The 20492-nt window shown below is 73.9% G+C and carries 16 protein-coding genes and 1 pseudogene; 7 read left to right on the top strand and 10 right to left on the bottom strand.

Annotation, left to right across the window (positions count from 1 at the left end; all coding sequences use genetic code 11):
- Positions 1 to 223 precede the first annotated feature (223 nt).
- The 5 genes from A8W25_RS18245 to A8W25_RS18225 form a co-directional block, all read right to left on the bottom strand.
- A complete protein-coding gene (locus tag A8W25_RS18245) occupies positions 224 to 1201 on the bottom strand; it encodes a Gfo/Idh/MocA family protein (RefSeq protein ID WP_067162797.1) in 978 nt (325 codons plus the stop codon).
- A 78-nt stretch (positions 1202 to 1279) separates the two neighbouring features.
- On the bottom strand, positions 1280 to 2584 hold the full coding sequence (gene rfbH / locus A8W25_RS18240) for a lipopolysaccharide biosynthesis protein RfbH (protein WP_067162795.1): 1305 nt from the start codon (positions 2582 to 2584) through the stop codon (positions 1280 to 1282).
- Positions 2581 to 2931 (bottom strand): hypothetical protein, encoded by a 351-nt coding sequence (locus A8W25_RS18235; RefSeq protein ID WP_067162793.1) that lies wholly within the window; start codon positions 2929 to 2931, stop codon positions 2581 to 2583. The genes rfbH and A8W25_RS18235 overlap by 4 nt, the downstream gene beginning before the upstream one ends.
- 220 nt (positions 2932 to 3151) lie before the next feature.
- Complete coding sequence (locus tag A8W25_RS18230; RefSeq protein WP_158942607.1) at positions 3152 to 3823, bottom strand: hypothetical protein; 672 nt, start codon at positions 3821 to 3823, stop codon at positions 3152 to 3154.
- A 144-nt stretch (positions 3824 to 3967) separates the two neighbouring features.
- On the bottom strand, positions 3968 to 5152 hold the full coding sequence (locus A8W25_RS18225) for an MFS transporter (protein ID WP_067162788.1): 1185 nt from the start codon (positions 5150 to 5152) through the stop codon (positions 3968 to 3970).
- 90 nt (positions 5153 to 5242) lie between these two features.
- On the opposite strand from A8W25_RS18225, the gene A8W25_RS18220 reads away from it, so the two are divergent.
- A complete protein-coding gene (locus A8W25_RS18220) occupies positions 5243 to 5575 on the top strand; it encodes an ArsR/SmtB family transcription factor (RefSeq protein ID WP_067162786.1) in 333 nt (110 codons plus the stop codon).
- On the opposite strand, the gene A8W25_RS18215 is transcribed toward A8W25_RS18220, so the two are convergent.
- Positions 5572 to 7623, bottom strand: a complete 2052-nt coding sequence (locus tag A8W25_RS18215; protein WP_067162784.1) for a HelD family protein — start codon at positions 7621 to 7623, stop codon at positions 5572 to 5574. The genes A8W25_RS18220 and A8W25_RS18215 overlap by 4 nt on opposite strands.
- Positions 7624 to 7753: 130 nt before the next feature.
- Here A8W25_RS18215 and A8W25_RS18210 point away from each other — a divergent pair.
- Positions 7754 to 8140 (top strand): annotated as a pseudogene (locus A8W25_RS18210) (transferase); the annotation flags it as partial.
- Here the strand turns inward: A8W25_RS18210 and A8W25_RS18205 are convergent.
- From A8W25_RS18205 to A8W25_RS33500, 3 genes are all read right to left on the bottom strand, one after another.
- The gene (locus tag A8W25_RS18205; RefSeq protein WP_067162780.1) at positions 8086 to 9735 is read right to left on the bottom strand and encodes a DNA repair helicase XPB; all 1650 of its coding nucleotides are present in this window, start codon (positions 9733 to 9735) and stop codon (positions 8086 to 8088) included. The pseudogene A8W25_RS18210 and the gene A8W25_RS18205 sit on opposite strands and share 55 nt — an antisense overlap.
- A 107-nt stretch (positions 9736 to 9842) precedes the next feature.
- Positions 9843 to 11855 (bottom strand): helicase C-terminal domain-containing protein, encoded by a 2013-nt coding sequence (locus A8W25_RS18200; RefSeq protein ID WP_067162778.1) that lies wholly within the window; start codon positions 11853 to 11855, stop codon positions 9843 to 9845.
- The gene (locus A8W25_RS33500) at positions 11771 to 13981 is read right to left on the bottom strand and encodes an asparagine synthase-related protein (RefSeq protein ID WP_234386495.1); all 2211 of its coding nucleotides are present in this window, start codon (positions 13979 to 13981) and stop codon (positions 11771 to 11773) included. The genes A8W25_RS18200 and A8W25_RS33500 overlap by 85 nt, the downstream gene beginning before the upstream one ends.
- A 725-nt stretch (positions 13982 to 14706) precedes the next feature.
- On the opposite strand from A8W25_RS33500, the gene A8W25_RS18190 reads away from it, so the two are divergent.
- The 5 genes from A8W25_RS18190 to A8W25_RS18170 all read left to right on the top strand — a co-directional run bounded on the left by A8W25_RS18190 (position 14707) and on the right by A8W25_RS18170 (position 20250).
- Positions 14707 to 16122: an MFS transporter gene (locus tag A8W25_RS18190; RefSeq protein ID WP_067162776.1), complete on the top strand. Its 1416-nt coding sequence runs from the start codon at positions 14707 to 14709 to the stop codon at positions 16120 to 16122.
- 70 nt (positions 16123 to 16192) lie between these two features.
- Positions 16193 to 17401 carry an L-2-hydroxyglutarate oxidase gene (gene lhgO, locus A8W25_RS18185; RefSeq protein WP_234386494.1) on the top strand — a complete coding sequence of 403 codons (1209 nt, stop codon included), beginning with the start codon at positions 16193 to 16195 and terminating at the stop codon, positions 17399 to 17401.
- Between the two features lie 84 nt (positions 17402 to 17485).
- Entirely contained in the window at positions 17486 to 18268 is a 783-nt protein-coding gene (gene trmB / locus A8W25_RS18180; RefSeq protein ID WP_067162772.1) for a tRNA (guanosine(46)-N7)-methyltransferase TrmB, read from the top strand.
- A 54-nt stretch (positions 18269 to 18322) separates the two neighbouring features.
- Positions 18323 to 19663: a PrsW family intramembrane metalloprotease gene (locus tag A8W25_RS18175; protein WP_079126163.1), complete on the top strand. Its 1341-nt coding sequence runs from the start codon at positions 18323 to 18325 to the stop codon at positions 19661 to 19663.
- Positions 19627 to 20250, top strand: coding sequence for an HAD family hydrolase (locus A8W25_RS18170; RefSeq protein ID WP_067162770.1), 624 nt, complete (start codon positions 19627 to 19629; stop codon positions 20248 to 20250). Before A8W25_RS18175 ends, A8W25_RS18170 begins: the two co-directional genes overlap by 37 nt.
- Here the strand turns inward: A8W25_RS18170 and A8W25_RS35010 are convergent.
- Positions 20195 to 20491 carry a hypothetical protein gene (locus tag A8W25_RS35010; protein WP_079126162.1) on the bottom strand — a complete coding sequence of 99 codons (297 nt, stop codon included), beginning with the start codon at positions 20489 to 20491 and terminating at the stop codon, positions 20195 to 20197. The genes A8W25_RS18170 and A8W25_RS35010 overlap by 56 nt on opposite strands.
- Position 20492: the final 1 nt, after the last annotated feature.

The raw sequence follows: 20492 nt of genomic DNA, 5'->3' as shown, positions 1-20492 counted from the left end.
GTTGGGGCGCGCGCAAGAGTGATCGCGCTCAGGCGGCCCGAGCCCGCGCCGTCAACTTCCGTGGCGCGGCGTCTGAGTGCTCACCGGACGCCCGCGCCGCACGGCGAATCGCCCTCGCGCAGCCAGTCCGGCGCGAGGGCGAGGGCGAGGGAGACGGCGAGGAAGGAGGCCGTCCCGGCCGGGCGACCCCTCGCCGGGCCCTCAGCGCGTCCTCAGTGCGTCCTCAGTGCGTCCGCCCCGCGCTCCGGCGGATCGCGTCGAGCAGCGCGGCCTGCTCCAGTACGGTCTCGTCGGACGGGGCGCCGCCCTGGCGTACGGCGGTCGCGAACGCGGTGACCGCGGCCGCCACCTGGTCCTCGGGTGCGAGGGCGATCTCCTCGACGCGGGACCCGCGTTCCACCCGCAGTACGGGGCGGTGGTCGGCCGGGGGAGTGAAGGCCCGGTCCACGGTGATCCGGCCCTCGGTGCCCCGCAGTTCGTACTCCGAGCGGTAGGCGTGGCCGATCCCGAACGTCAGCTGGGCCACGGTGCCCGCCCCGTCGCGCAGGAGCGCGGCACCCGACGTGTCGACCTCGCGGCCGGCGTCGGCCGTCAGGACCGCCCCGAGGACCGTGAGGCCGGAGCCGAGCAGGTGCAGGGCCGCCCGTACCGGATAGACGCCGACGTCCCACAGGGCGCCGCCGCCCAGCGCGGCCCGGTAGCGGATGTCCTCGTCGGGCCGGGCCGGGACGGCGAACGCGGCGTGCAGCGAGCGCGGCTCGCCGATCGCGCCGTCCCTCAGCAGCGCGCGCACCGCGGCGTGCTGTCCGTGGTGGACGAACAGGACGTTCTCCACGAGCGCGAGTCCGCGTGCCCGCGCGAGTCGGAGCAGCTCCGCCGTACGCTCCTGACGGGTCGTCAACGGCTTCTCCGCGAGCACGTGCTTGCCCGCCCGCAGGGCCGCCTCCACCCATACGTCGTGGAGCGCGGCGGGCAGCGGCACGTACACGGCGTCCACGTCCTCGCGTGCCAGCAACGCCTCGTATCCGTGCACGGCCGCGCACCCGAAGCGCCGCGCGGTCCCCTCCGCCCTGGCGGCGTCCCGGCTGGCGACGGCGACCAGTTCCACGTCCGCGCAGGCCGCCATGGCGGGGAGCATCCTGCGCACCGCGATGTCCGCGCAGCCGAGGACGGCGACCCGTACGGGGGAGTTCACGGGCATGCGTGCCTTTCTTCTTGGCCTTACCAGCCTTCTCGGACTGGCTTTCCCGGCCTTCTCGGAGGGGAGGGTGGCCGGTCGTCAGCCGCGGTTCGCGATGAACTCCTTCACCGTGGAGACGACGTAGTCGATCATCTCGTCGGTGAGGGCGGGGTAGACGCCGATCCAGAAGGTCTGGTCGGTGATGATGTCGCTGTTGGTCAGGTCCCCGACGACGCGGTGGTTCTGGTCCTGGTAGGCCGGGTGGCGGGTCAGGTTGCCGGCGAACAGCCGCCGGGTGCCGATCTTGCTCGCCTCCAGGTGGTCGACGAACTCGGCGCGGCTGAACGGCGCCTCGCGGTCGACGGTGATGGCGAAGCCGAACCAGCTCGGGTCGCTGCGGTCGGTGGCCTCGGGGAGCAGCAGGTGCGGAACGCCGTCCAGGCCCTCCCGCAGCCGGCGCCAGTTGCGGCGTCGCGCACTGCAGAAGTCGTCCAGCTTGGCCAGCTGGGTCAGGCCCAGCGCCGCCTGGATGTCGGTCGCCTTCAGGTTGTAGCCGACGTGGGAGAAGATGTACTTGTGGTCGTAGCCCTCGGGCAGGCTGCCCATCTGGTACTTGAAGCGCTTGAGGCACTTGTCGTTCTCGCCCGGCTCGCACCAGCAGTCCCGGCCCCAGTCGCGCAGCGACTCCACGATCCGGGCCAGCGCCAGGTTCGAGGTGAGGACACAGCCGCCCTCGCCCATCGTGAGGTGGTGCGCGGGGTAGAAGCTGACCGTGGTCAGGTCGCCGAAGGTGCCGGTCAGCTGGCCGTCGTACGTCGAGCCGACCGCGTCGCAGTTGTCCTCGATGAGGAACAGCCCGTGGTCGGCGGCCAGCTGGGCTATCTCGGCGACCTCGAAGGGGTTGCCGAGCGCGTGCGCGATGATGATGGCCCGGGTCCGCGGGCCGATCGCCTGCTCCACCCGTGCCGCGGTGGTGTTGTACGTGCCGAGCTCGACGTCGACGAAGACCGGGACCAGGCCGTTCTGCAGGATCGGGTTGACGGTGGTGGGGAAGCCGGCGGCGACCGTGATGACCTCGTCGCCGGGCCGCAGCCGTTCGTCCTCCAGCACGTGCGACGTCAGCGCGGACACCGCCAGCAGGTTCGCCGAGGACCCCGAGTTCGTCAGATGTGCCTTGCGGCGCTTGAGCTTGCGGGCGAAGGCCGACTCGAACTTGCGGGAGCTCACCCCCGCGGCGATCCGCATCTCCAGCGCCGCCTCGACCAGCGCTACCCGGTCCTCCTCCTCCAGGACCGCGCCGGACGGCCAGATCTCGGTCACGCCGGGAACGAAGCCGCCCTGCGGCTGGCTGTCCTGGTGGAACTTGCGGACCTCGTCGAGGACGAGGTTCTTGTGAGCGCTCACGTGCGCGTCCTTTCTTGCTCCGGCAGCCGAACGGCCGTGAGCAGATCTGCCAGTGATGTGTCCAGGTCCACGGCGGGCCGCCAGCCGAGCAGGCGCCGCGCACGCGAGATGTCCAGTTGCTGCCACTCCAGGTCCGCGCGCAGCACGCGGGCGTCCGGGCCCGGCCCGGTCGGGACGGGAGCCGGCAGCGGTTCGTGCTCGGTCAGCCGTACGGGCCGGTCCGCGAGGGCGATGAGCCGTTCGACCACCCGGCGCACCGCAACGGCCTCGCCCCGGGCGATGTTGATGACGCGGCCGGTGACCTCGTGGGCCGGGGCGGTCGCCGCGAGCACGGCGGCGGCCGCCACGTCCCGGGTCCAGATCGGGGTCGGTGTCGGCGAGTGCCGCCAGTTCGTCGTAGGGATTGCGGGGACGGGGCGGCATGCGTGTGGGAGGTCGCATCACCTCATCCCATCACACCTGCAATCTCCGTACGTATGTGAGATCGGCGATACGGACATCCCGGCGGCGTAAAGCCGTGCGGGGGCGGCCAGTTGCCCGGCCGCCCCCGCACGTACGCCTACCTGCTCACTTCCAGTGGATGCCCTCACCCATGGTGAACGGGTCGCCCCAGTACTCCGCCGACGCGACCTTCGTCGTGGCCGAGGGGGCGAGGGCGATGGCGCAGCCCTTCTGGGTCTTGCCGTTGGTGAAGTCCTTGGGCAGGGACTCGTTGGGGCACTTGTCGAAGCTGCCGATGATCATCAGGTTCTGCGCCTCGGTGCCGTCGCCGAGGTGGCCCTTCATATGGCTGACGGAGGCGTACGCCAGGTCCGTCGTGCCGACGTTCTTGACCGTGTAGCGGATGTAGTACGGGACCTTCCCGCTGACCTTGTCGCCGAGCTTGAGCGGCGCGAGGTCGGCGGGGGCGCCCTTCTCTATCGCGTCGACGGTCAGGGCGATCTCGCCCTTCGTCTTGGTCCCGTAGGCGAACGGGAACTGCGCGGCCTGGCCGATCTTGAACGTCTCGCCGCCCTTGGCGTGACGGCCGCCGCCGCCCTCGGGCGCGGAGGGCTGCGTGGACGGCTGGGTGGACGGTGCCGAGGACGAAGGGGCGGAGGGCGTGGGCGTCGCCCCGCCGACCGGGCCGTTCGCGTCGTCGTCGCCGTTGCACGCGCTCAGCGCCAGCGAACCGACGACCACCAGACCGACCGACGCCAGCTTGACCCGGCCGCCTCGGCGCATGACAGACCTGCTCATGTTCGTACTCCCCCGTTGAAGCGGTGATAGCGGTGATAGCGGTGTTGCTGTGGACCGCCTTTGCGATCTCTGCGAACAGAGTTCCTCACGCAAAACCGCGACGCCGCCACTCCGATGACCGAATTGCCTGCGCCCGTGGCCGATTCATGACTCGCTCAGTACGAAAGTGCTACGCGCGGCGGGCGTCGCGGCCGCCGTCCGCCGCGTCGTCAGCGCCGCCAGGGCGACCGCCAGCAGCATCAGCAATGTTGAGGTGAACGGGAACCAGCGCTCGCCGAGCACCGCGATCGCCGCGCTGCCGGTGACGCCCCCGCCCGCCACGCCGAGATACAGCGCGCTGCTGTTCAGGGAGAGCAGCAGCGGCGCGGAGGGCGGGTCGAGGGCGACCAGCCGGGCCGGCAGGGCGACCGCCATCGCCCAGCCCGCCAGGGGGTTCAGGGCGGAGGCGATCAGGGCCGTCGTCATCGACCGCATCAGCCACGGCAGGGCCAGCGACACGGCCGCCGCCACCGTGCCCGCCGTCAGGAGCACCACCCTGGGGCCCCAGCGGTCCACCACCCGGCCGCCGAGCGAGCTGCCCGCCACCGAGAACACGCCCGACACCAGGAGCAGCAGCGTCAGCTTCGACTGGTCGCCGCCGGTCGCGGGCGCCGCCGCCACCGTGTAGTAGATGAAGACCGTCTGGACGGCCAGGAAGACCAGGAAGGTCGTCGTCGCCGCCCCGAGCACCCGGCGGTCGCCCAGCGGGGCGAGGCGGGCCCGCAGGCCCGGCGACGGCTTCGGTGCGGGCAGGCCCCGCAGCAGCAGCCCGACCCCGGCGAACGCGGCCGCGCCGAGGGCCGTGACCAGCCACATCGTCAGTCGCCAGTCGCTGCGGCCGATCCAGGTGCCCAGCGGCACCCCGAGCGCCGTGGCGACGGTGAGGCCGCCCATCACCGTGGCGATGGCCCGGCCGCGCCGCTCCGGCGGCACCAGGGCGGTGGCCACGGCGTTGGCGGTGGGGGTGTAGAGGGCCGCGCCGACCGCCGCGAGGACGCGGGTGGCGAGCAGCAGGCCGAAGGTGGGCGCCAGCGCCGAGAGCGCGTTGGCCACCGTGAAGACCGTCAGGGCCGTCAGCAGGGTGCGCAGCCTCGGCCACTTCGCCGTCACCGTGGCCAGGACCGGGGCGAGCACCGCGTACGCGAGCGCGAACACGGTGATCATCTGGCCCGCCGTCGAGACGGACACGCCCAGGTCGTCGGAGACGAGCGGCAGGATTCCGGCGATCACCATGCCGTCCGTACCGACGGCGAAGGTGCCGAGAGCGAGCAGGAGCAGGCGTAGGCGCATCAGTTCCCCCGTATCGTTTGATGTGCATCAAACGATCGCGGAATAGTTTGATGTTTGTCAAACGATTCTTGAGGGAGGGAGAGTGCCGGGATGGGTGAAGAACAGGTCGGAGAGTGGCTGCCGCAGCTCGATGTCGCGGACATCGAGCTGGTCAAGGTGCTGCACGCGCTCGGCGATCCCGTACGGCTGACGCTGCTCAAGGTGTACGCGGACGGCGAGGAGTACAGCTGCGCGCCCGGCACGCTCGGGCTCGACCACCTCCACAAGTCGACCGTCTCGCACCACCTGCGGATCATGCGTGAGGCCGGGGTCACCTCGACCCGGGTGGTCGGGCGCAGCCGCTATGTACGGCTGCGCCGCGACGACCTGGACGCCCGCTTCCCCGGCCTCCTCGACGCGCTGGTCAAGTCCCTGCCGAACTAGCCGAGTCGCTCCGGCAGCGGAGCCGCGTGGCAGACGGTGAGGCCCGACACCGCCCGGGTCAGCGCCACGTACAGACGGCGCAGACCGGTGCGCTCGTCCGGTTCGCCGTCGACCACCGCCGAGGGCTCGTCCAGGACCACGTAGTCGTACTCCAGGCCCTTCGCCAGAGAGGCGGGGACCAGGGTGAGGCGGGACTCGGCCGTCGTCTCCTCGCCGGGGTCGAGGAACGCCAGGCCCGCCGCCGTCAGGGCGTCGGCGAGCACCGGGATCCGCGCGTCCGCCGCGATCAGGCCGATCGAGCCCTCGTGCCCAAGCGCCTCACGGCAGGCGGCCAGCACATCCGCGTCCAGGTCGGCCGGGTCCGAGGCGCGCACGGCCAGCGAGCCCGGCGTCTCACGCACCGACTCCACCGGCGCCAGGCCCGGCGAGATCGACGGGAGCAGCCGCGAGGCGTACGCGATCACCTCGCGCGGCACACGGAAGCCCGCCGTCAGCTCCTCCACCACCGCGTCCGCCTTGCCCAGATGCCGCAGCGCCTCGTCCCAACTCGCCGTCGCCCAGGGCGTGGTGCCCTGCGCCAGATCGCCCAGGACCGTCGCCGAGCCGGTCGAGCAGCGCCGGCCGACCGCCCGGTACTGCATGGGGGAGAGGTCCTGCGCCTCGTCGATCACCACATGGCCGAGCGAGTGGGTGCGCGCCACCAGGTCGTTCGCCTCGTCGATCAGCACCGCGTCCGCCGCCGACCACTTGGCGCCCTTCACGCTCCGCGCGGGCCTGGCCCACAGGATCGTCTTCTGCTCGTCGGCGCTGAGCAGCCCCTCCGCGTGGACGGCGAGGAAGTCGGCGTCCGAGAGCAGCCGCAGTACCAGCTTGGCCGGGTCGACCGGGGGCCAGAGCTCCTTCACGGCCGCCTTCACCGCCGCGTTGCGGGCCACCGCGTCCTGCACCCGGTCGTCGGGCGCCTCGCCCGCCTGCTCCATCCGTACGAGCACGGCGTGGGCGATGCGCTGCGGCAGGGCGTCCCGGGCGGCGCCGTAGCGGATGTCGCGCTCCTGCAGCTCCCGGACGATCTCCTCAAGCTCGTAGGCCGGGATCCGCCACCGGCGCGAGCCGCGCACCACCATCAGCGGCTCGGTCGGCAGCGTGACGTGCGAGCGGACCGCGCGGCGCAGCACCTCGGCCATCCGGGCGTCGCCCTTGACGGTCGCGGCGGCCGCCTCGTCGGCGCCCTTCACCTCGACGTGCGCCACCAGGTCGTCGACGGTCGCCTGTCTGACCTCCAACTCGCCCAGCGCGGGCAGCACTTGCTCGATGTAGTGGAGGAAGGACGCGTTCGGCCCGATGACCAGCGTGCCGGTGCGGGCGAGGCGTTCGCGGTGCGCGTAGAGGAGGTACGCCACCCGGTGCAGGCCGACGGCCGTCTTGCCGGTGCCGGGGCCGCCCTGGACGCAGACGGATCCGGTCAGCCCCGACCGGACGATCTCGTCCTGCTCGGGCTGGATCGTCGCCACGATGTCGCGCATCGGGCCGACGCGCGGACGCTCGATCTCCGCCTGGAGCAGCTTGCTGGTGGTGGCCGCCTCGGCGGGGTCGGTGAGGTGCTCGTCCTCGTACGCCGTGAGGTCGCCGCCCGTGTAGCCGAAGCGGCGGCGCAGCCCGATGTCCTGCGGGTCCTTCTTGGAGGCGCGGTAGAACGGCTGGGACACCGGCGCACGCCAGTCGATCACCATCGGGTCGCCCTCGGCGTCGTGCACATGGCGGCGCCCGATGTAGAACCGCTCGCCCTGCGCCCCCTCGGCCAACTCGGCGCCCGGCGCGTGCAGATAGTCGAGGCGGCCGAAGAAGAGCGGGGTGTGCGAGAGGTCCGCCAGGGCCTTGATGCGGTCGTCGATCTGGCGCTGCAGGACCGCCGCGTTCACCCAGTTCGCGGTGACGTCCTTGATGTCGAGGTTCTCCACGTCCTCGCGCATCGCGCGCAGGGCCGCGCGCGACTCGGTGAGGTGGGCGCGCTCACGGCTGAGGGGGTCTTCGGGGTCGTGCGGGGACACGGGGTTCCTCCGGGCGGCTGATCGGGCGGCTGGTCGGGGCTGCGGATCGCCTTGCGGCTTCGGCGGCCGGCCGGTTTCCGTCCGGGCGGCGGCGCTCCTCGGAGGGAGGCGGGGGAAGGGGCGATTGTAGGGCCTGTGGACGGCCCGCCGCTCGCCGGAGCGCTGGGGCGTCCTGGCCACCGCCTTCACGGCGCTGCTCGTCTCCCCGGTCAGCTGGTCGCACCACTGGGTGTGGTGCGTCCCGCTGCTCGCGGTGCTCGTGGCCGAGGGCCGGGTCCGTACCGCCGTCGCCGTCGCGGTGGTCTTCACCGCCCGCACCTTGTGGCTGGTGCCGCACTCGGGCGACCTGGACCTCCGACTGCCGTGGTGGCAGCAGCCGTTGGCCTCGCCCTACCCGCTGCTCGGGCTCGCGGTGCTCGGCGCGGCGGCCTGGCGGGCCGGGCCCCGGGCCCGGCCCATGGATCAGCCCACGTCCCCCGCGAGCAGATCGTCCGCGTCCACGATCCGGTACGCGTAGCCCTGCTCGGCCAGGAAGCGCTGGCGGTGGGCCGCGAAGTCCTGGTCGAGGGTGTCGCGGGCCACCACCGAGTAGAAGTGCGCCTGGTGGCCGTCCGCCTTCGGGCGCAGCACCCGGCCCAGGCGCTGGGCCTCCTCCTGGCGCGAACCGAAGGTGCCGGACACCTGGATGGCGACCGTCGCCTCCGGCAGGTCGATCGAGAAGTTGGCGACCTTGGAGACCACGAGCACGGAGATCTCGCCCTGCCGGAAGGACTCGAAGAGCTTCTCGCGCTGGGCGTTGGGCGTCTCGCCCTTGATCACCGGCGCGTTCAGATGCTCGCCCAGCTCGTCGAGCTGGTCGATGTACTGCCCGATGACCAGGATCTGCTGGCCCGCGAACTTCCGCACCAGCGCCTCGGTGACCTTCCGCTTGGTGGCGGTGGTCGCGCAGAACCGGTACTTCTCCTCGGTCTCGGCCGTCGCGTACGCGAGCCGCTCGGAGTCGGTCAGATTGACCCGCACCTCCACGCAGTCGGCGGGCGCGATATAGCCCTGCGCCTCGATCTCCTTCCACGGCGCGTCGAACCGCTTCGGCCCGATCAGCGAGAAGACGTCCGACTCGCGTCCGTCCTCGCGCACCAGGGTCGCCGTGAGGCCCAGGCGCCGCCGGGCCTGGAGGTCGGCGGTGAACTTGAAGACGGGCGCGGGCAGCAGATGCACCTCGTCGTAGACGATCAGCCCCCAGTCACGGGAGTCGAAGAGCTCCAGATGCGGATAGACGCCCTTACGGCGGGTGGTGAGCACCTGGTACGTGGCGATGGTGACGGGCCGGATCTCCTTGCGGGTCCCGCTGTACTCGCCGATCTCGTCCTCGGTCAGCGAGGTGCGCTTGACCAGCTCGTGCTTCCACTGCCGGGCCGAGACCGTGTTGGTGACGAGGATCAGCGTGGTGGCCTTGGCCTGCGCCATGGCGCCCGCCCCCACCAGCGTCTTCCCGGCGCCGCAGGGCAGCACGACCACCCCGCTGCCGCCGTGCCAGAACCCCTCGACGGCCTGCTTCTGGTACGGCCGCAGCGCCCAGCCGTCCTCCGCGAGCTCGATGGGGTGCGCCTCGCCGTCCACGTACCCCGCGAGGTCCTCGGCGGGCCAGCCGAGCTTCAGCAGGGTCTGCTTGATCTGGCCGCGCTCGGAGGGGTGCACCGCGACCGTGTCCGCGTCGAGCCGGGCGCCGACCAGCGGGACGATCTTCTTGGAGCGCAGGATCTCTTCGAGCACCGGACGGTCGGTGCTGGTCAGCACCAGGCCGTGGACGGGGTGCTTGCTCAGGGTGAGCCGTCCGTAGCGCGCCATCGTCTCCGCGACGTCGACGAGCAGGGCGTGCGGCACGGGGTAGCGCGAGAACTCGACGAGCGCGTCCACCACCTGCTCGGCGTCGTGCCCGGCCGCGCGCGCGTTCCACAGCCCGAGCGGGGTCAGCCGGTAGGTGTGGATGTGCTCCGGCGCCCGCTCCAGCTCCGCGAACGGCGCGATGGCCCGGCGGCAGGCGTCGGCCTGCTCGTGGTCGACTTCCAGGAGCAGGGTCTTGTCCGACTGGACGATCAGTGGCCCGTTCACGCGGTGCACCCTCATTCCGTACGTACGTGGAGGCGGCGAAACCTCCAGTGTGCCTCAGCGGGGCGCGATGGGGGGCGGTCCGGCTCGGTCCTGCCCCGGCCGGGACCCTAGGCGGGGTCGTCCGCCAGCTCCGCGACGCCGGTGATCCGGTGCAGCGGATAGGTGCGGACCTCGTCGGCCGTGTGGTCGTACGCCGTCACGAACCCGCCCTCCACCCGCACCGGCGCGATCACCCGCTGGCTGGCGGCGCCGTCCGCGTTGACATAGCCGATCCACAGCGCCGAGCCGGTCATCACCGCGGCCTGGACGGTGGCGAGCGTCTCGGCGGCCGTGGTGCGCGGCAGCCCGCCCGGCTCGGCGGGGGCGGTGCGCGGCGCCTCCTTGCGGACGACCGTGGCGGCCTCGTCGCCCGCCCGGATCGCCCGGACCGCCGCGCCGAGCAGCGTCTCGTCGGGCAGCGGCGGGCCCTCCGGCACGGGCGCGGGCGCGCTGCGGGGCGGGGTACGGCGGGTGTCGGCGCGGGTGATCACCACATCGCCCTCGGCGGACTCGGCTGCCGGGGCGTACCCCATCGCGCGCAGACCGTCGAGGAGCGTCGCGGGGTCGGCCTGTGCGGCGAGCACGGTCGGGGCGAGGCGGCGCAGCCGCAGCCCGGCCGACCGCTTGTCCGCGACGATCTCGTCGAGCAGCGCGTCGTCGTCGCAGCGCACATACGCCGAGGCGGCGCCGACCCGCAGATGCCCGTGGCGGCGGGCCACGTCGTCGATGAGGTAGCTGAGCGGCTGCGGTACGGGCGTGGCGCTGTGGGCGGCCAGGAACGCGTGCAGATCGGATGCGGCCTGCCCGGCGTCCAGGGCGCGCCGGACCGAGGCGGGCGTGAACCGGTACACCGTCGCGCCGCCCTTCGACTCGATGTCCGCCAGCACGTTCAGCGTCGCGGCGAGCGGGCGCCGCAGCGGGCCCGGCGCGACGGCGGTGAGGTCGGCCTGGAGCAGTACGTGGTCGACGGGCTCGGGCAGGTGCGGCGCGAGCGCGGCGGCGGCCGAGAGTCCGAGCGGCGGGGCCGTCGTGGCGCTCGGGCGGTGGCCCTTCGGGGTGTCGCCGTCGCCCCCGGCGGCGAGCAGCGCCCGCCCGTGCGCGGCCAGCGCGCCCCGGCCCGTCACGCCCAGCCACTCGGCCTCGGCCAGCGTCCACCCGGCCAGCCGGGGCCGCAGATCGTCCGGGCCGGTACGGGTCGGGTGCTCCCAGCGCAGCCGGGCGAGCAGCGTCTCCGGGTCGGGCGCGGTCCCCTCGGGCAGCCGCCCGAGCAGGGCCAGTACGCGGTGGCGGACCTCCGGGGCGGGCGAGCGGTCCAGATCGGGGCCGAGGGCCGCCAGGGTGCGGGCCCGGGCGTCCTGATCGCCGACCAGACCCGGCGTACGGGTCGCGGCGAGCCAGCCGGCGACCAGCCGCGACCAGCGCTCGGCGGGCGGCAGGTCCAGCCAGCCGTCGTACGCGGGCGTCGGCGCGTACCGCTCGTCCGCCTCGCCGTCGGACGCCAACAGCCCGGCCGCGTAGGCGAGTTCGAGCCAGAAGGCGGCGGCCTGCTCGGTGGTGTCCAGGGCGGCGGCCGTCCGCTTCAGGTCGCGCACGCTCAGCCCGCCCGCCCGCAGCACGGCGGGCCCGCCCTCGTTCCACTCGGCGAGCAGGTCCTCGACCATGGTCAGCGCGGTCAGCGCCTGGCCCGCCGCCGCGGAGTCCACCACCTGGGGCTTGTACTCCTTGGCCGGCGCGACGGCGGGCGCCACCGGCTCGGGCGCCCGGTGTGCGCGCCCGGCGCGCAGATGCAGGGCGACCTCGCGCGGCAGGACGACCGTGCGCGCCGAGGTCGGCAGCAGCAGCCCGTGGTCGCGCAGCCAGCGCACCGGCGGCGCCGGATCCGCCGACACCTCTCCGTACGGCGGCCCCCACACCAGCCGGTCGAGCACCGCGAGCGCCTCCGGCGGGGCGGTGTCCAGGAGCGCCGACATCCGCGTCCGGTCGGTGAAGAGCGAGGTCAGCGCGGCGACGGCGGAGACCGGATCGTGGGTGGCGGGCAGCCCCGCGACCTGGAGGATCTCCTGCACACGCCCCGGCGACATCCCGGCCGTGGCCTCGGCGACAGTCGGGCCCAGACCCGTGGGGGAGGGGCCCCCGCCACCGCCCGCTGCTTCGGCGCCGCCGTCCCCGTCCAGCACGTGCCCCGGCGGGACAGCAGCCGCCGCAGCCACAGCTCCGTGGAGATCAGGTCCGCCAGGCCGTCCAGCGGGAGGCGTTCGCCCGAGGCCGCCGAGCGCAGGGCGCGGCGGACCGTACGCGCCTCGATCAGGCCCGCGTCCGCGAGCAGCGGCGCCTCGAAGAGCGCGATCAGGGGGTCGATCGAGCGGCGCAGGCCCGCCCGGACCGCCGCCGTGGACGAGGCGTGGGACGTCGCGCCCCAGCCGGAGGGCAGATCGCGCACCCCGGACCCCGCCAGCACCGTCCGCAGGATCGCCGCCCGCGCCCCCGGCTGCACCCGCAGCGCCTCGGGCAGCGCGCGGCACGCCCGTACCACCTGGTTGTCCAGGAAGGGCGCGTGCAGGCGCTGGCTGCGGATCTCGGCGGCCTGCTCCAGGACGCGGTGGTCGGCCGCGTAGCGGGCCAGCGCCGCCCGGGCCCGCGCCTCGCCGGGCCGCAGCACCGTCGCCGGGCGCGTCGCCGAGGCCATCAGCCGGATCGATACTTCAGCCAGCGCCTCCCCGGTGAGCCAGCGCGCCGCAGGACCGGGCCGCGTCCAGGCCAGCGACGCGAGCGAGGCGTCCAGCGGGGTCTCGGCCGCCGCGTCGACGACGTCCGCGTCCCGCCGCAGCCGTTCCGCCGCCGACTCGATGCCCGTCCGGTACGGCGTACGCGCCAGCTTCCGCGCCGCCCGGTACACCGTCAGCGGGACGAAGAGGGAGTGGGCGGAGGGGCCGCCCGCCTTGGCGAGCGCCGCCGCCGGGCGGAGGAAGTGACGACGCTGACGGTCCATCAGGAGGTCGGCCAGGCGCGCCGGATGGGCGTCCAGGACCTGGCGCGCCCCGCTGCCGGTGAAGTGGTCCGCGCTGCCCGCCGCGAGCCGCCGCCGGTGGCGCTCCGCCGTCACCAGCGAGGGGCCCGGCTCGTCGGTGAGCGGTCCGGCCAGCTCCGCGTACGGCAGGGCCTCCTCGTCGCCGGCCACCACCACGTGGTGCAGCCGGGGGTTGGCCGCGATCGCCCCGGCCCGCTCCAGCTCGGCCTCGCTCCTGCGGCCGGGCACGGCGAGGTCGTTGAAGGTGACCGCGAGGAGCCGTTCGCCCGCGCCGGTGCCGTGGCCCAGCACCGTGCCGGGGTTGCCGGGCAGCCCGGCGGCGAGCAGGGCGAGGGTGGCCGAGGCCGGGCCGCCCGAGAGGTCGGCGCCGATGCCGGGCGCCGGGCCCCCGCGCGCGGCGCGCCGCTCGGCGGGGCCCATACCGGGGACCGGCCCCGGGTCCTGCGGCAGCGTCTCGGGGGCGTGCCGCGGCGCGGTGAGCCGGGCCCGTACGGCCGCGACCAGCGCCTCCCGTACACCGTTCACCGCGCTCTCCTCGTCGACCTGGGCGGCGGCGACGGCGAGCGAGGCGACCGGCTCGTACCCGGTGATCTCCCGTGAGCCCTCCCGCAGCACCAGCGCGTGGCCGGGCGGGATGCGCCGGACCCCCGCGTAGGGGGTGGAGTCGCCGAGCGCCTCGGGTACGTCCGGGCAGGCGAGCAGCGCCGCCAAGTGGCCGATGTCCAGCTGGGCTTCGATGAGGTCGGCGAGCGGCAGGGCGGCCGTGGCGTAGGCGGTGCCGGTCGCCCAGGGCGTGTAGAAGACGGGGCGGGCGCCGGCCAGGTCGCCGACGACAGTGACCCTGCGTCCGACCTGGGCAACCGCCGTATAGCTGCCCGGCCACGCGGACAGGTGCCGCAGTGCGCCCCCGCGTGCCGCGAACAGCCCTACCCGCAGCTCCTCGTCACTGGCGGCGCAGCAGCCCAGGACCGCGAGCCGGGTGTCCGCCCCCACGCTGACCACGCGGATCTCGTCGGGCCGCCAGTCGCCGACCGCCCAGAGCGGGTCGGGATCGCCCCACAGCAGCTGGGAGCCGACCGGGTGCACCGTGCGCCCCTCCTCGGGCGCGCCCAGGGCGCCGGCCGTCCCCACGGCACCGAACCTCGCGGCGACACTGCTCCAGCCCACCAGCCACCGCATCGCCGCCTCCACAGCCTGTGGACAACCCGTCGCCCGCGCCGACAGAACCGGAACCGGCCCCGCGCGGACGTACGGCGGGGCGGGTGCGTTGCGGTTCTGTGGTCGCTCGGGACCATGCTGCCATGACAATGGCGTGCGGGAGGGGCCTCGGGGTAGCGCGCGCAAAAAGTGAACGCGCCCCCGTGGATGGCCGATTGACTGCTCTTCGGTCGATCGGAAACGGCGATTCGGGGTGACACGGGACCGTCGGTTTTCGGCCAACTTCACCCCGGGCGTGCGTGGCGGACGCCCCCGGGCGGGCATGAAACCGACAGCGAAGCCGGCACGGAAGACCCACAGTCCGGGAGGCGCTGTCCGCCTCCCGGACCGGTCCGCCGCCCGCGGGGATTGAGGCGGCGGTGTCCCCCAGCCCACTGGATCCAGTTCAGCGGGCCGACCCACGCACCTGACATGGAAGCGCTCCCCGCTCCGCGCGGGCCAGAGCGCACGCACCGCGCACGGCCACACACCCGGAGCACACGGCCGCCGGCCCAACTCGTCCGTACGGAAAACAATCTCGCCATCCGAAACACTGCCTCTTAACGGTCGGGATGCGGCGAACTACGCTGGGTGTACTGCTGTTCTCCGCGGGCGGCATATTCCTGGGGGCACGGCCACACGATTGTGCGGCCGGACGGTCCCGGGGCGCGGCCCCGGGGGACGCCGTCTGTGTCGAGGGGTGGCGCATGTCCAGGGAGCAACGCGGGCCGAACGAGAAGCTCGGCACCGTTCTCGCCCTCGCGGGAATCAGCAACGCCGGACTGGCCAGAAGGGTCAACGACCTCGGTGCGCAACGCGGTCTGACGCTTCGTTACGACAAGACCTCGGTGGCCCGCTGGGTCTCCAAGGGAATGGTCCCCCAGGGCGCCGCGCCCCATCTGATCGCGGCGGCCATCGGCGCCAAGCTGGGCCGCCCGGTGCCGCTGCACGAGATCGGGCTCGCCGACGCCGATCCGGCGCCCGAGGTCGGTCTGGCGTTCCCGCGCGACGTGGGCGAGGCGGTCCGCTCCGCCACCGAGCTCTACCGGCTCGACCTGGCCGGACGGCGGGCGGGCGGCGGCATCTGGCAGTCGCTGGCCGGATCCTTCGCGGTCACCGCGTACGCGACCCCCGCCTCCCGCTGGCTCATAACCCCCGCCGACTCGTCGGTCGCACGCGACCACGACGGGGCGGCCGGGACACCGCTGAAGGTCGGCCACAGCGATGTGGCCAAACTGCGCGAGGCGGCGGAGGACGCCCGCCGCTGGGACTCCAAGTACGGGGGCGGGGACTGGCGTTCGTCGATGGTTCCCGAGTGCTTACGGGTGGACGCGGCCCCGCTGCTGCTCGGCTCGTACTCGGACGAGGTCGGCCGGGGCCTGTTCGGGGCGACCGCGGAGCTGACCAGACTGGCCGGCTGGATGGCCTTCGACACCGGCCAGCAGGAGGCCGCCCAGCGCTACTACATCCAGGCCCTGCGCCTGGCGCGCGCGGCGGCCGACGTGCCGCTCGGCGGCTATGTGCTCGCCTCCATGTCGCTCCAGGCCACCTACCGGGGCTTCGCCGACGAGGGGGTGGACCTGGCGCAGGCCGCCGTCGAGCGCAACCGGGGCCTGGCGACCGCCCGCACCATGAGCTTCTTCCGGCTCGTCGAGGCACGCGCGCACGCGAAGGCGGGCGACGCGCTCGCGGCCGGCGCCGCCCTGAAGGCCGCCGAGTCGTGGCTGGAGCGCTCCCGGGACGGCGACGCGGACCCGTCCTGGCTGGGCTTCTACTCGTACGACCGCTTCGCGGCGGACGCGGCCGAGTGCTACCGCGATCTGAAGGCCCCGCGCCAGGTGCGCCGCTTCACCGAGCAGGCGCTGTCGCGCCCCACCGAGGAGTTCGTGCGCTCGCACGGCCTGCGGCTCGTGGTGTCGGCGGTGGCCGAGCTGGAGTCGGGCAACCTCGACGCGGCGTGCGCGGCCGGCACGCGCGCGGTGGAGGTCGCCGGACGGATCTCGTCGGCCCGGACCACCGAGTACGTGAGGGACCTGCTGCACCGCCTGGAGCCGTACGGGGACGAGCCACGCGTGGTGGAGCTGCGCGAGCGGGCACGGCCGCTCCTGGTCGCTCCGGCGTAGATCACTTCCCCCACGGGTTTACGCGCATTGTCAGTGGGCCAGTGCACTATCTGGGGTGGGAGGTGTGGTGGTGACCGCGTACGACTGTGACGTGCTGGTGATCGGCGGCGGGATCGTCGGTCTGTCGACGGCGTATGCCCTCGTACAGGCCTCGCCCGGGACCCGCGTGACGGTCCTGGAGAAGGAGGACGGCCCGGCCCGCCACCAGACGGGGCGCAACAGCGGGGTGATCCACAGCGGGATCTACTACCGCCCGGGCTCCCTCAAGGCGCGGTTCGGGGTGCGGGGCGCGGCCGAGATGGTGGCGTTCTGCGCCGAGCAGGGCATCGCGCACGAGGTCACCGGCAAGCTGATCGTGGCGACCGAGCGCAGCGAGCTGACGAGGCTGCACGCCCTGGTCCAGCGCGGCCGGGAGAACGGGATCCCGGTGCGCGAGCTGGGCCCCGCGCAGATCGCGGAGTACGAGCCGGAGGTCCGGGGCCTCGCCGCGATCCACGTCGGCACGACCGGCGTGTGCGACTTCCCGGCGGTCGCGGCGCGCCTGGCGGAGCTGTCGGGGGCGGAGATCCGGTACGGGACGGAAGCGGTCCGGATATCCCGCCGCCCCGAGGCGGGCGTGGCGGTGCTCACCTCGACCGGCGCGGTGATCCGGGCGCGGGCGCTGGTGAACTGCGCGGGGCTGCACTGCGACCGGGTGGCCCGCCTGGCCGGGGACGACCCGGGCGTACGGATCGTGCCGTTCCGCGGGGAGTACTACGAGCTGGCCCGGCCCGGCCTGGTCAAGGGGCTGGTGTATCCGGTCCCGGACCCGGCGTTCCCCTTCCTCGGGGTGCATCTGACCCGGGGCGTCGACGGCGGCGTCCACGTGGGGCCGAACGCGGTCCCGGCGGCCGCCCGCGAGGGCTACGACTGGCGCACGGTCCGCCCCGCCGAGCTGGCCGCCACCCTGAGCTGGCCCGGCACCTGGCGCATAGCCGCCCGCCACTGGCGGTACGGGGCGGGCGAGATCCACCGCTCGCTGTCCCGCCGCGCCTTCACCGAGGCGGTCCGCCGGCTGCTCCCCGCCGTCCGGGACGAGGACCTGCGCCCGGCCCCGTCGGGCGTCCGCGCCCAGGCGGTGCTGCGCGACGGCACCCTGGTCGACGACTTCCTCATCCGCGAGGCCCCGCGCACGATCCATGTGCTGAACGCCCCCTCCCCGGCGGCCACGGCGTCCCTGCCGATCGGCCGCGAGGTGGCCCGGCGGGCCCTGGAGGTGCTGGGGGCGGCACGGGTGTAGACGCGGGTGCGGGGCCCGCCCGGCGGATCCTGCCCGCACGCCGTGGCGCGGGCCCGCGCCGGGCGGGGCACGTAGAATCCGGTAATTGTGTCTGAGCAGCCCTCCGCCCCCGCCCGTCGCCCCAAGGGCGAGCCCCGGTTTCCCGGGGGTCCCGTCGCCGATCCCGCCGGGTCGCACCACGAGCGGCGGATCCGCAGTTTCCAGCCGCGCCGCAGCCGGGTGACCACCGGCCAGGGCGAGTACCTGGAGCGGCTGTGGCCCCAGTGGGGCCTCGACATCGACGGGCAGGGCACCCTCGACCTCGACGCGATGTTCGACGGGCTGCCCGTCGTCCTGGAGATCGGCTTCGGGATGGGCGAGGCGACCGCCGAGATGGCCGCCGCCGACCCCGGCACCGGCATCCTCGCCGTCGATGTCCACACCCCCGGCCAGGGCAACCTCCTCGGCCTCGCCGAGCGCGGCGGCCTCACCAACGTCCGCGTCGCCAACGGCGACGCGATCATCCTGCTGCGCGAGATGCTGCCGCCCCAGTCGCTGGACGGGCTGCGCGTCTACTTCCCGGACCCCTGGCCCAAGGCGCGCCACCACAAGCGCCGCATCATCCAGCCCGACTTCCTCACCCTGGCCGCGCCCCGGCTGAAGCCCGGCGCCGTGCTGCACTGCGCCACCGACTGGGAGCCGTACGCCGAGCAGATGCTGGAGGTGCTGAACGCGCACCCCGCGTTCGAGAACACCCAGGCGGACGGCGGCTACGCCCCGAGGCCCGGGTTCCGGCCACTCACGCGCTTCGAGGGGCAGGGCCTCGACAAGGGCCATGTGGTCCACGACCTGCTCTTCACCCGCGTCGCCGAGCTGCCCGCCGCCTGACGGCGTCCACAGGCACCGTCGCGGATTGTCCGTACCCCTCGTTAGGGTCGTCTGGTGTCGTCCGAGTCGCTTCCGCAACGCCAGCCGCCGGGCCCGCTCCAGCCGGTCCCGGAGCGCGGCGCCGAGCCGCGGTTCGACGCCGTGCCGGAGCGCGCCAAGTGGCGCTACCGGCCGCGGCGCGACTTCTGGCGCTCCAAGGCGGTCCGGGCCGGCGCGCTGATCACGCTGCTCGCGCTGTGCGGTCTGGTCATCCTCGCGATCGTGCGGGAGCAGACCGGCACCGAGGGGTTCCTGGTCGGCCTGGCGCTCGCCGTGCTGCCCGTGCCGCTGCTGGCCACCGCGTTCCGCTGGCTCGACCGGGTGGACCCGGGCCCCTGGCGCAATCTGCTGTTCGCCTTCGCCTGGGGCGCGTGCGCCGCCGCCCTGGTGGCGATCATCGCCAACTCGTTCGCGACCAAGTGGATAGCCACCGCCACCGCCGACCCGTCCTCCGCCGACCACCTGGGCGCGACCGTCATCGCGCCGGTCGTCGAGGAGAGCGCCAAGGCGGTGGCCGTGCTGATGCTCTTCCTGTTCCGCAGACGGGACTTCAAGGGCATAGTCGACGGCGTCGTCGTCGCGGGCTTCACCGCGACCGGCTTCGCCTTCACCGAGAACATCCTCTATCTCGGCAACGCCTTCGGCGAGGACCAGGTCAGCCACACCGCGGGCCTCTCCTCGACGACCGCGGCGACGTTCTTCGTACGGATCGTGATGTCGCCGTTCGCGCACCCGCTGTTCACGGTGTGCACCGGCATCGGCTTCGGGGCGGCCGCGCTCGCCGTGCCGGGCAGCCGGTGGCGCCGTATCGGCCTGCCGGTGCTCGGGCTGCTGTCCGCGATGGGGATGCACGCGCTGTGGAACGGCTCGTCGTCGTTCGGGACGTACGGCTTCTACCTCGTCTATGCCGCGTTCATGGTGCCGGTCTTCGCGCTGCTCACCTGGCTGGCGATCTGGAGCCGCCAGCGGGAGCTGCGCACGGTCGCGGCCGAGCTGCCCGCGTACGCGGCGGCGGGCTGGCTGGGCCCCGCCGAACCGCTCGCGCTCTCCTCGATGCGGGCCCGCTCGATGGCCCGCGACTTCGCCCACCGCACCTTCGGCGGCAAGCGGGCGGCGCGGACGGTCGCGGAGTACGAGGCGTTCGCGACGGCCCTGGCGTTCCTGCGCCGCCGGGCCCGCCGCGCCCAGGCGGGCCCGGACTTCACGGCCCGCGAGCAGGAGCTGCTGCACCACCTGTGGGCGCGCAGGGAGGTGGCCGGGCCCGCGCTGCTCTACGCGGCGGGCGCGGCGGGGGTGGGGGATCGCCCCACAATGGGGGCATGGCCTCTCGTACCGTCGGGTTCGACCTCGACATGACCCTCATCGACTCCCGCCCCGGCATCCACGCCTGCTACCAGCGCCTCGCCGCGGACACCGGCACCCCCATAGACGCCGACGCCGCCGTCAGCCGCCTGGGCCCGCCGCTGGAGTGGGAGCTGAGCCACTGGTTCCCCGAGGACCGCGTCCCGGAGATGGCCGCGCGCTACCGCGCGCTGTACCCCACGTACGCCATCGAGCCCACCACCGCCCTCCCCGGCGCCGCCGACGCGATCCGCGCCGTCCAGGAGCTCGGCGGCCGTGCCATCGTCGTCACCGCCAAGAACCGGCCGCAGGCCGCCCTGCACCTGACCCATCTCGGCCTGGAGCCGGACGAGCTGATCGGCGGGCTGTGGGCCGAGGCCAAGGCGGAGGCGCTGCGCGCGCACGGCGCCTCGGTGTACGTCGGCGACCACACCGGCGACATCCGCGGCGCCCACACCGCGGGCGCCCTCTCGGTCGCCGTACCCACCGGCCCGATCGGCGCGGAGGAGCTGCGCGAGGCGGGCGCGGACGTCGTCCTCGCCGACCTCACGGAGTTCCGCCCGTGGTGGAAGGCGTACACCGGCACGGCGGAGCGGTCCTAGCCCGACCCCCCGCCCCCCCCGACCGCACCACACCCGCCCCGGCCATCAGGAAGCCGACGCCCATCAGCATGCAGACCGCGTACGCGACCGGCGGGAACGGTGTCGTGTGCAGGAACAGCGGCGCCACTGTGACCAGCGTGGCGAGCGCGCCGAAGAAGAAGACGATGACACCGGCGCGAACCAGCCGGTCCCCGGTGTTCGACTCGTCCCTGGCCGAATTCGCTTGGGTTTCGTTACTCACT

The organism is Streptomyces sp. ERV7 (assembly GCF_001653515.1).
Classification (GTDB): domain Bacteria; phylum Actinomycetota; class Actinomycetes; order Streptomycetales; family Streptomycetaceae; genus Streptomyces.
This window is presented reverse-complemented; position numbering and strand designations above follow the sequence as displayed.

Bases quoted from the DNA above. Each gene is read 5' to 3' on its own strand.
- A8W25_RS18245 (WP_067162797.1), bottom strand. From the start codon at position 1,201: ATGCCCGTGAACTCCCCCGTACGGGTCGCCGTCCTCGGCTGCGCGGAC.
- A8W25_RS18230 (WP_158942607.1), bottom strand. From the start codon at position 3,823: ATGAGCAGGTCTGTCATGCGCCGAGGCGGCCGGGTCAAGCTGGCGTCG.
- A8W25_RS18225 (WP_067162788.1), bottom strand. From the start codon at position 5,152: ATGCGCCTACGCCTGCTCCTGCTCGCTCTCGGCACCTTCGCCGTCGGT.
- A8W25_RS18220 (WP_067162786.1), top strand. From the start codon at position 5,243: ATGGGTGAAGAACAGGTCGGAGAGTGGCTGCCGCAGCTCGATGTCGCG.
- A8W25_RS18200 (WP_067162778.1), bottom strand. From the start codon at position 11,855: ATGTCGCCGGGGCGTGTGCAGGAGATCCTCCAGGTCGCGGGGCTGCCC.
- A8W25_RS33500 (WP_234386495.1), bottom strand. From the start codon at position 13,981: ATGCGGTGGCTGGTGGGCTGGAGCAGTGTCGCCGCGAGGTTCGGTGCC.
- A8W25_RS18190 (WP_067162776.1), top strand. From the start codon at position 14,707: ATGTCCAGGGAGCAACGCGGGCCGAACGAGAAGCTCGGCACCGTTCTC.
- A8W25_RS18170 (WP_067162770.1), top strand. From the start codon at position 19,627: ATGGCCTCTCGTACCGTCGGGTTCGACCTCGACATGACCCTCATCGAC.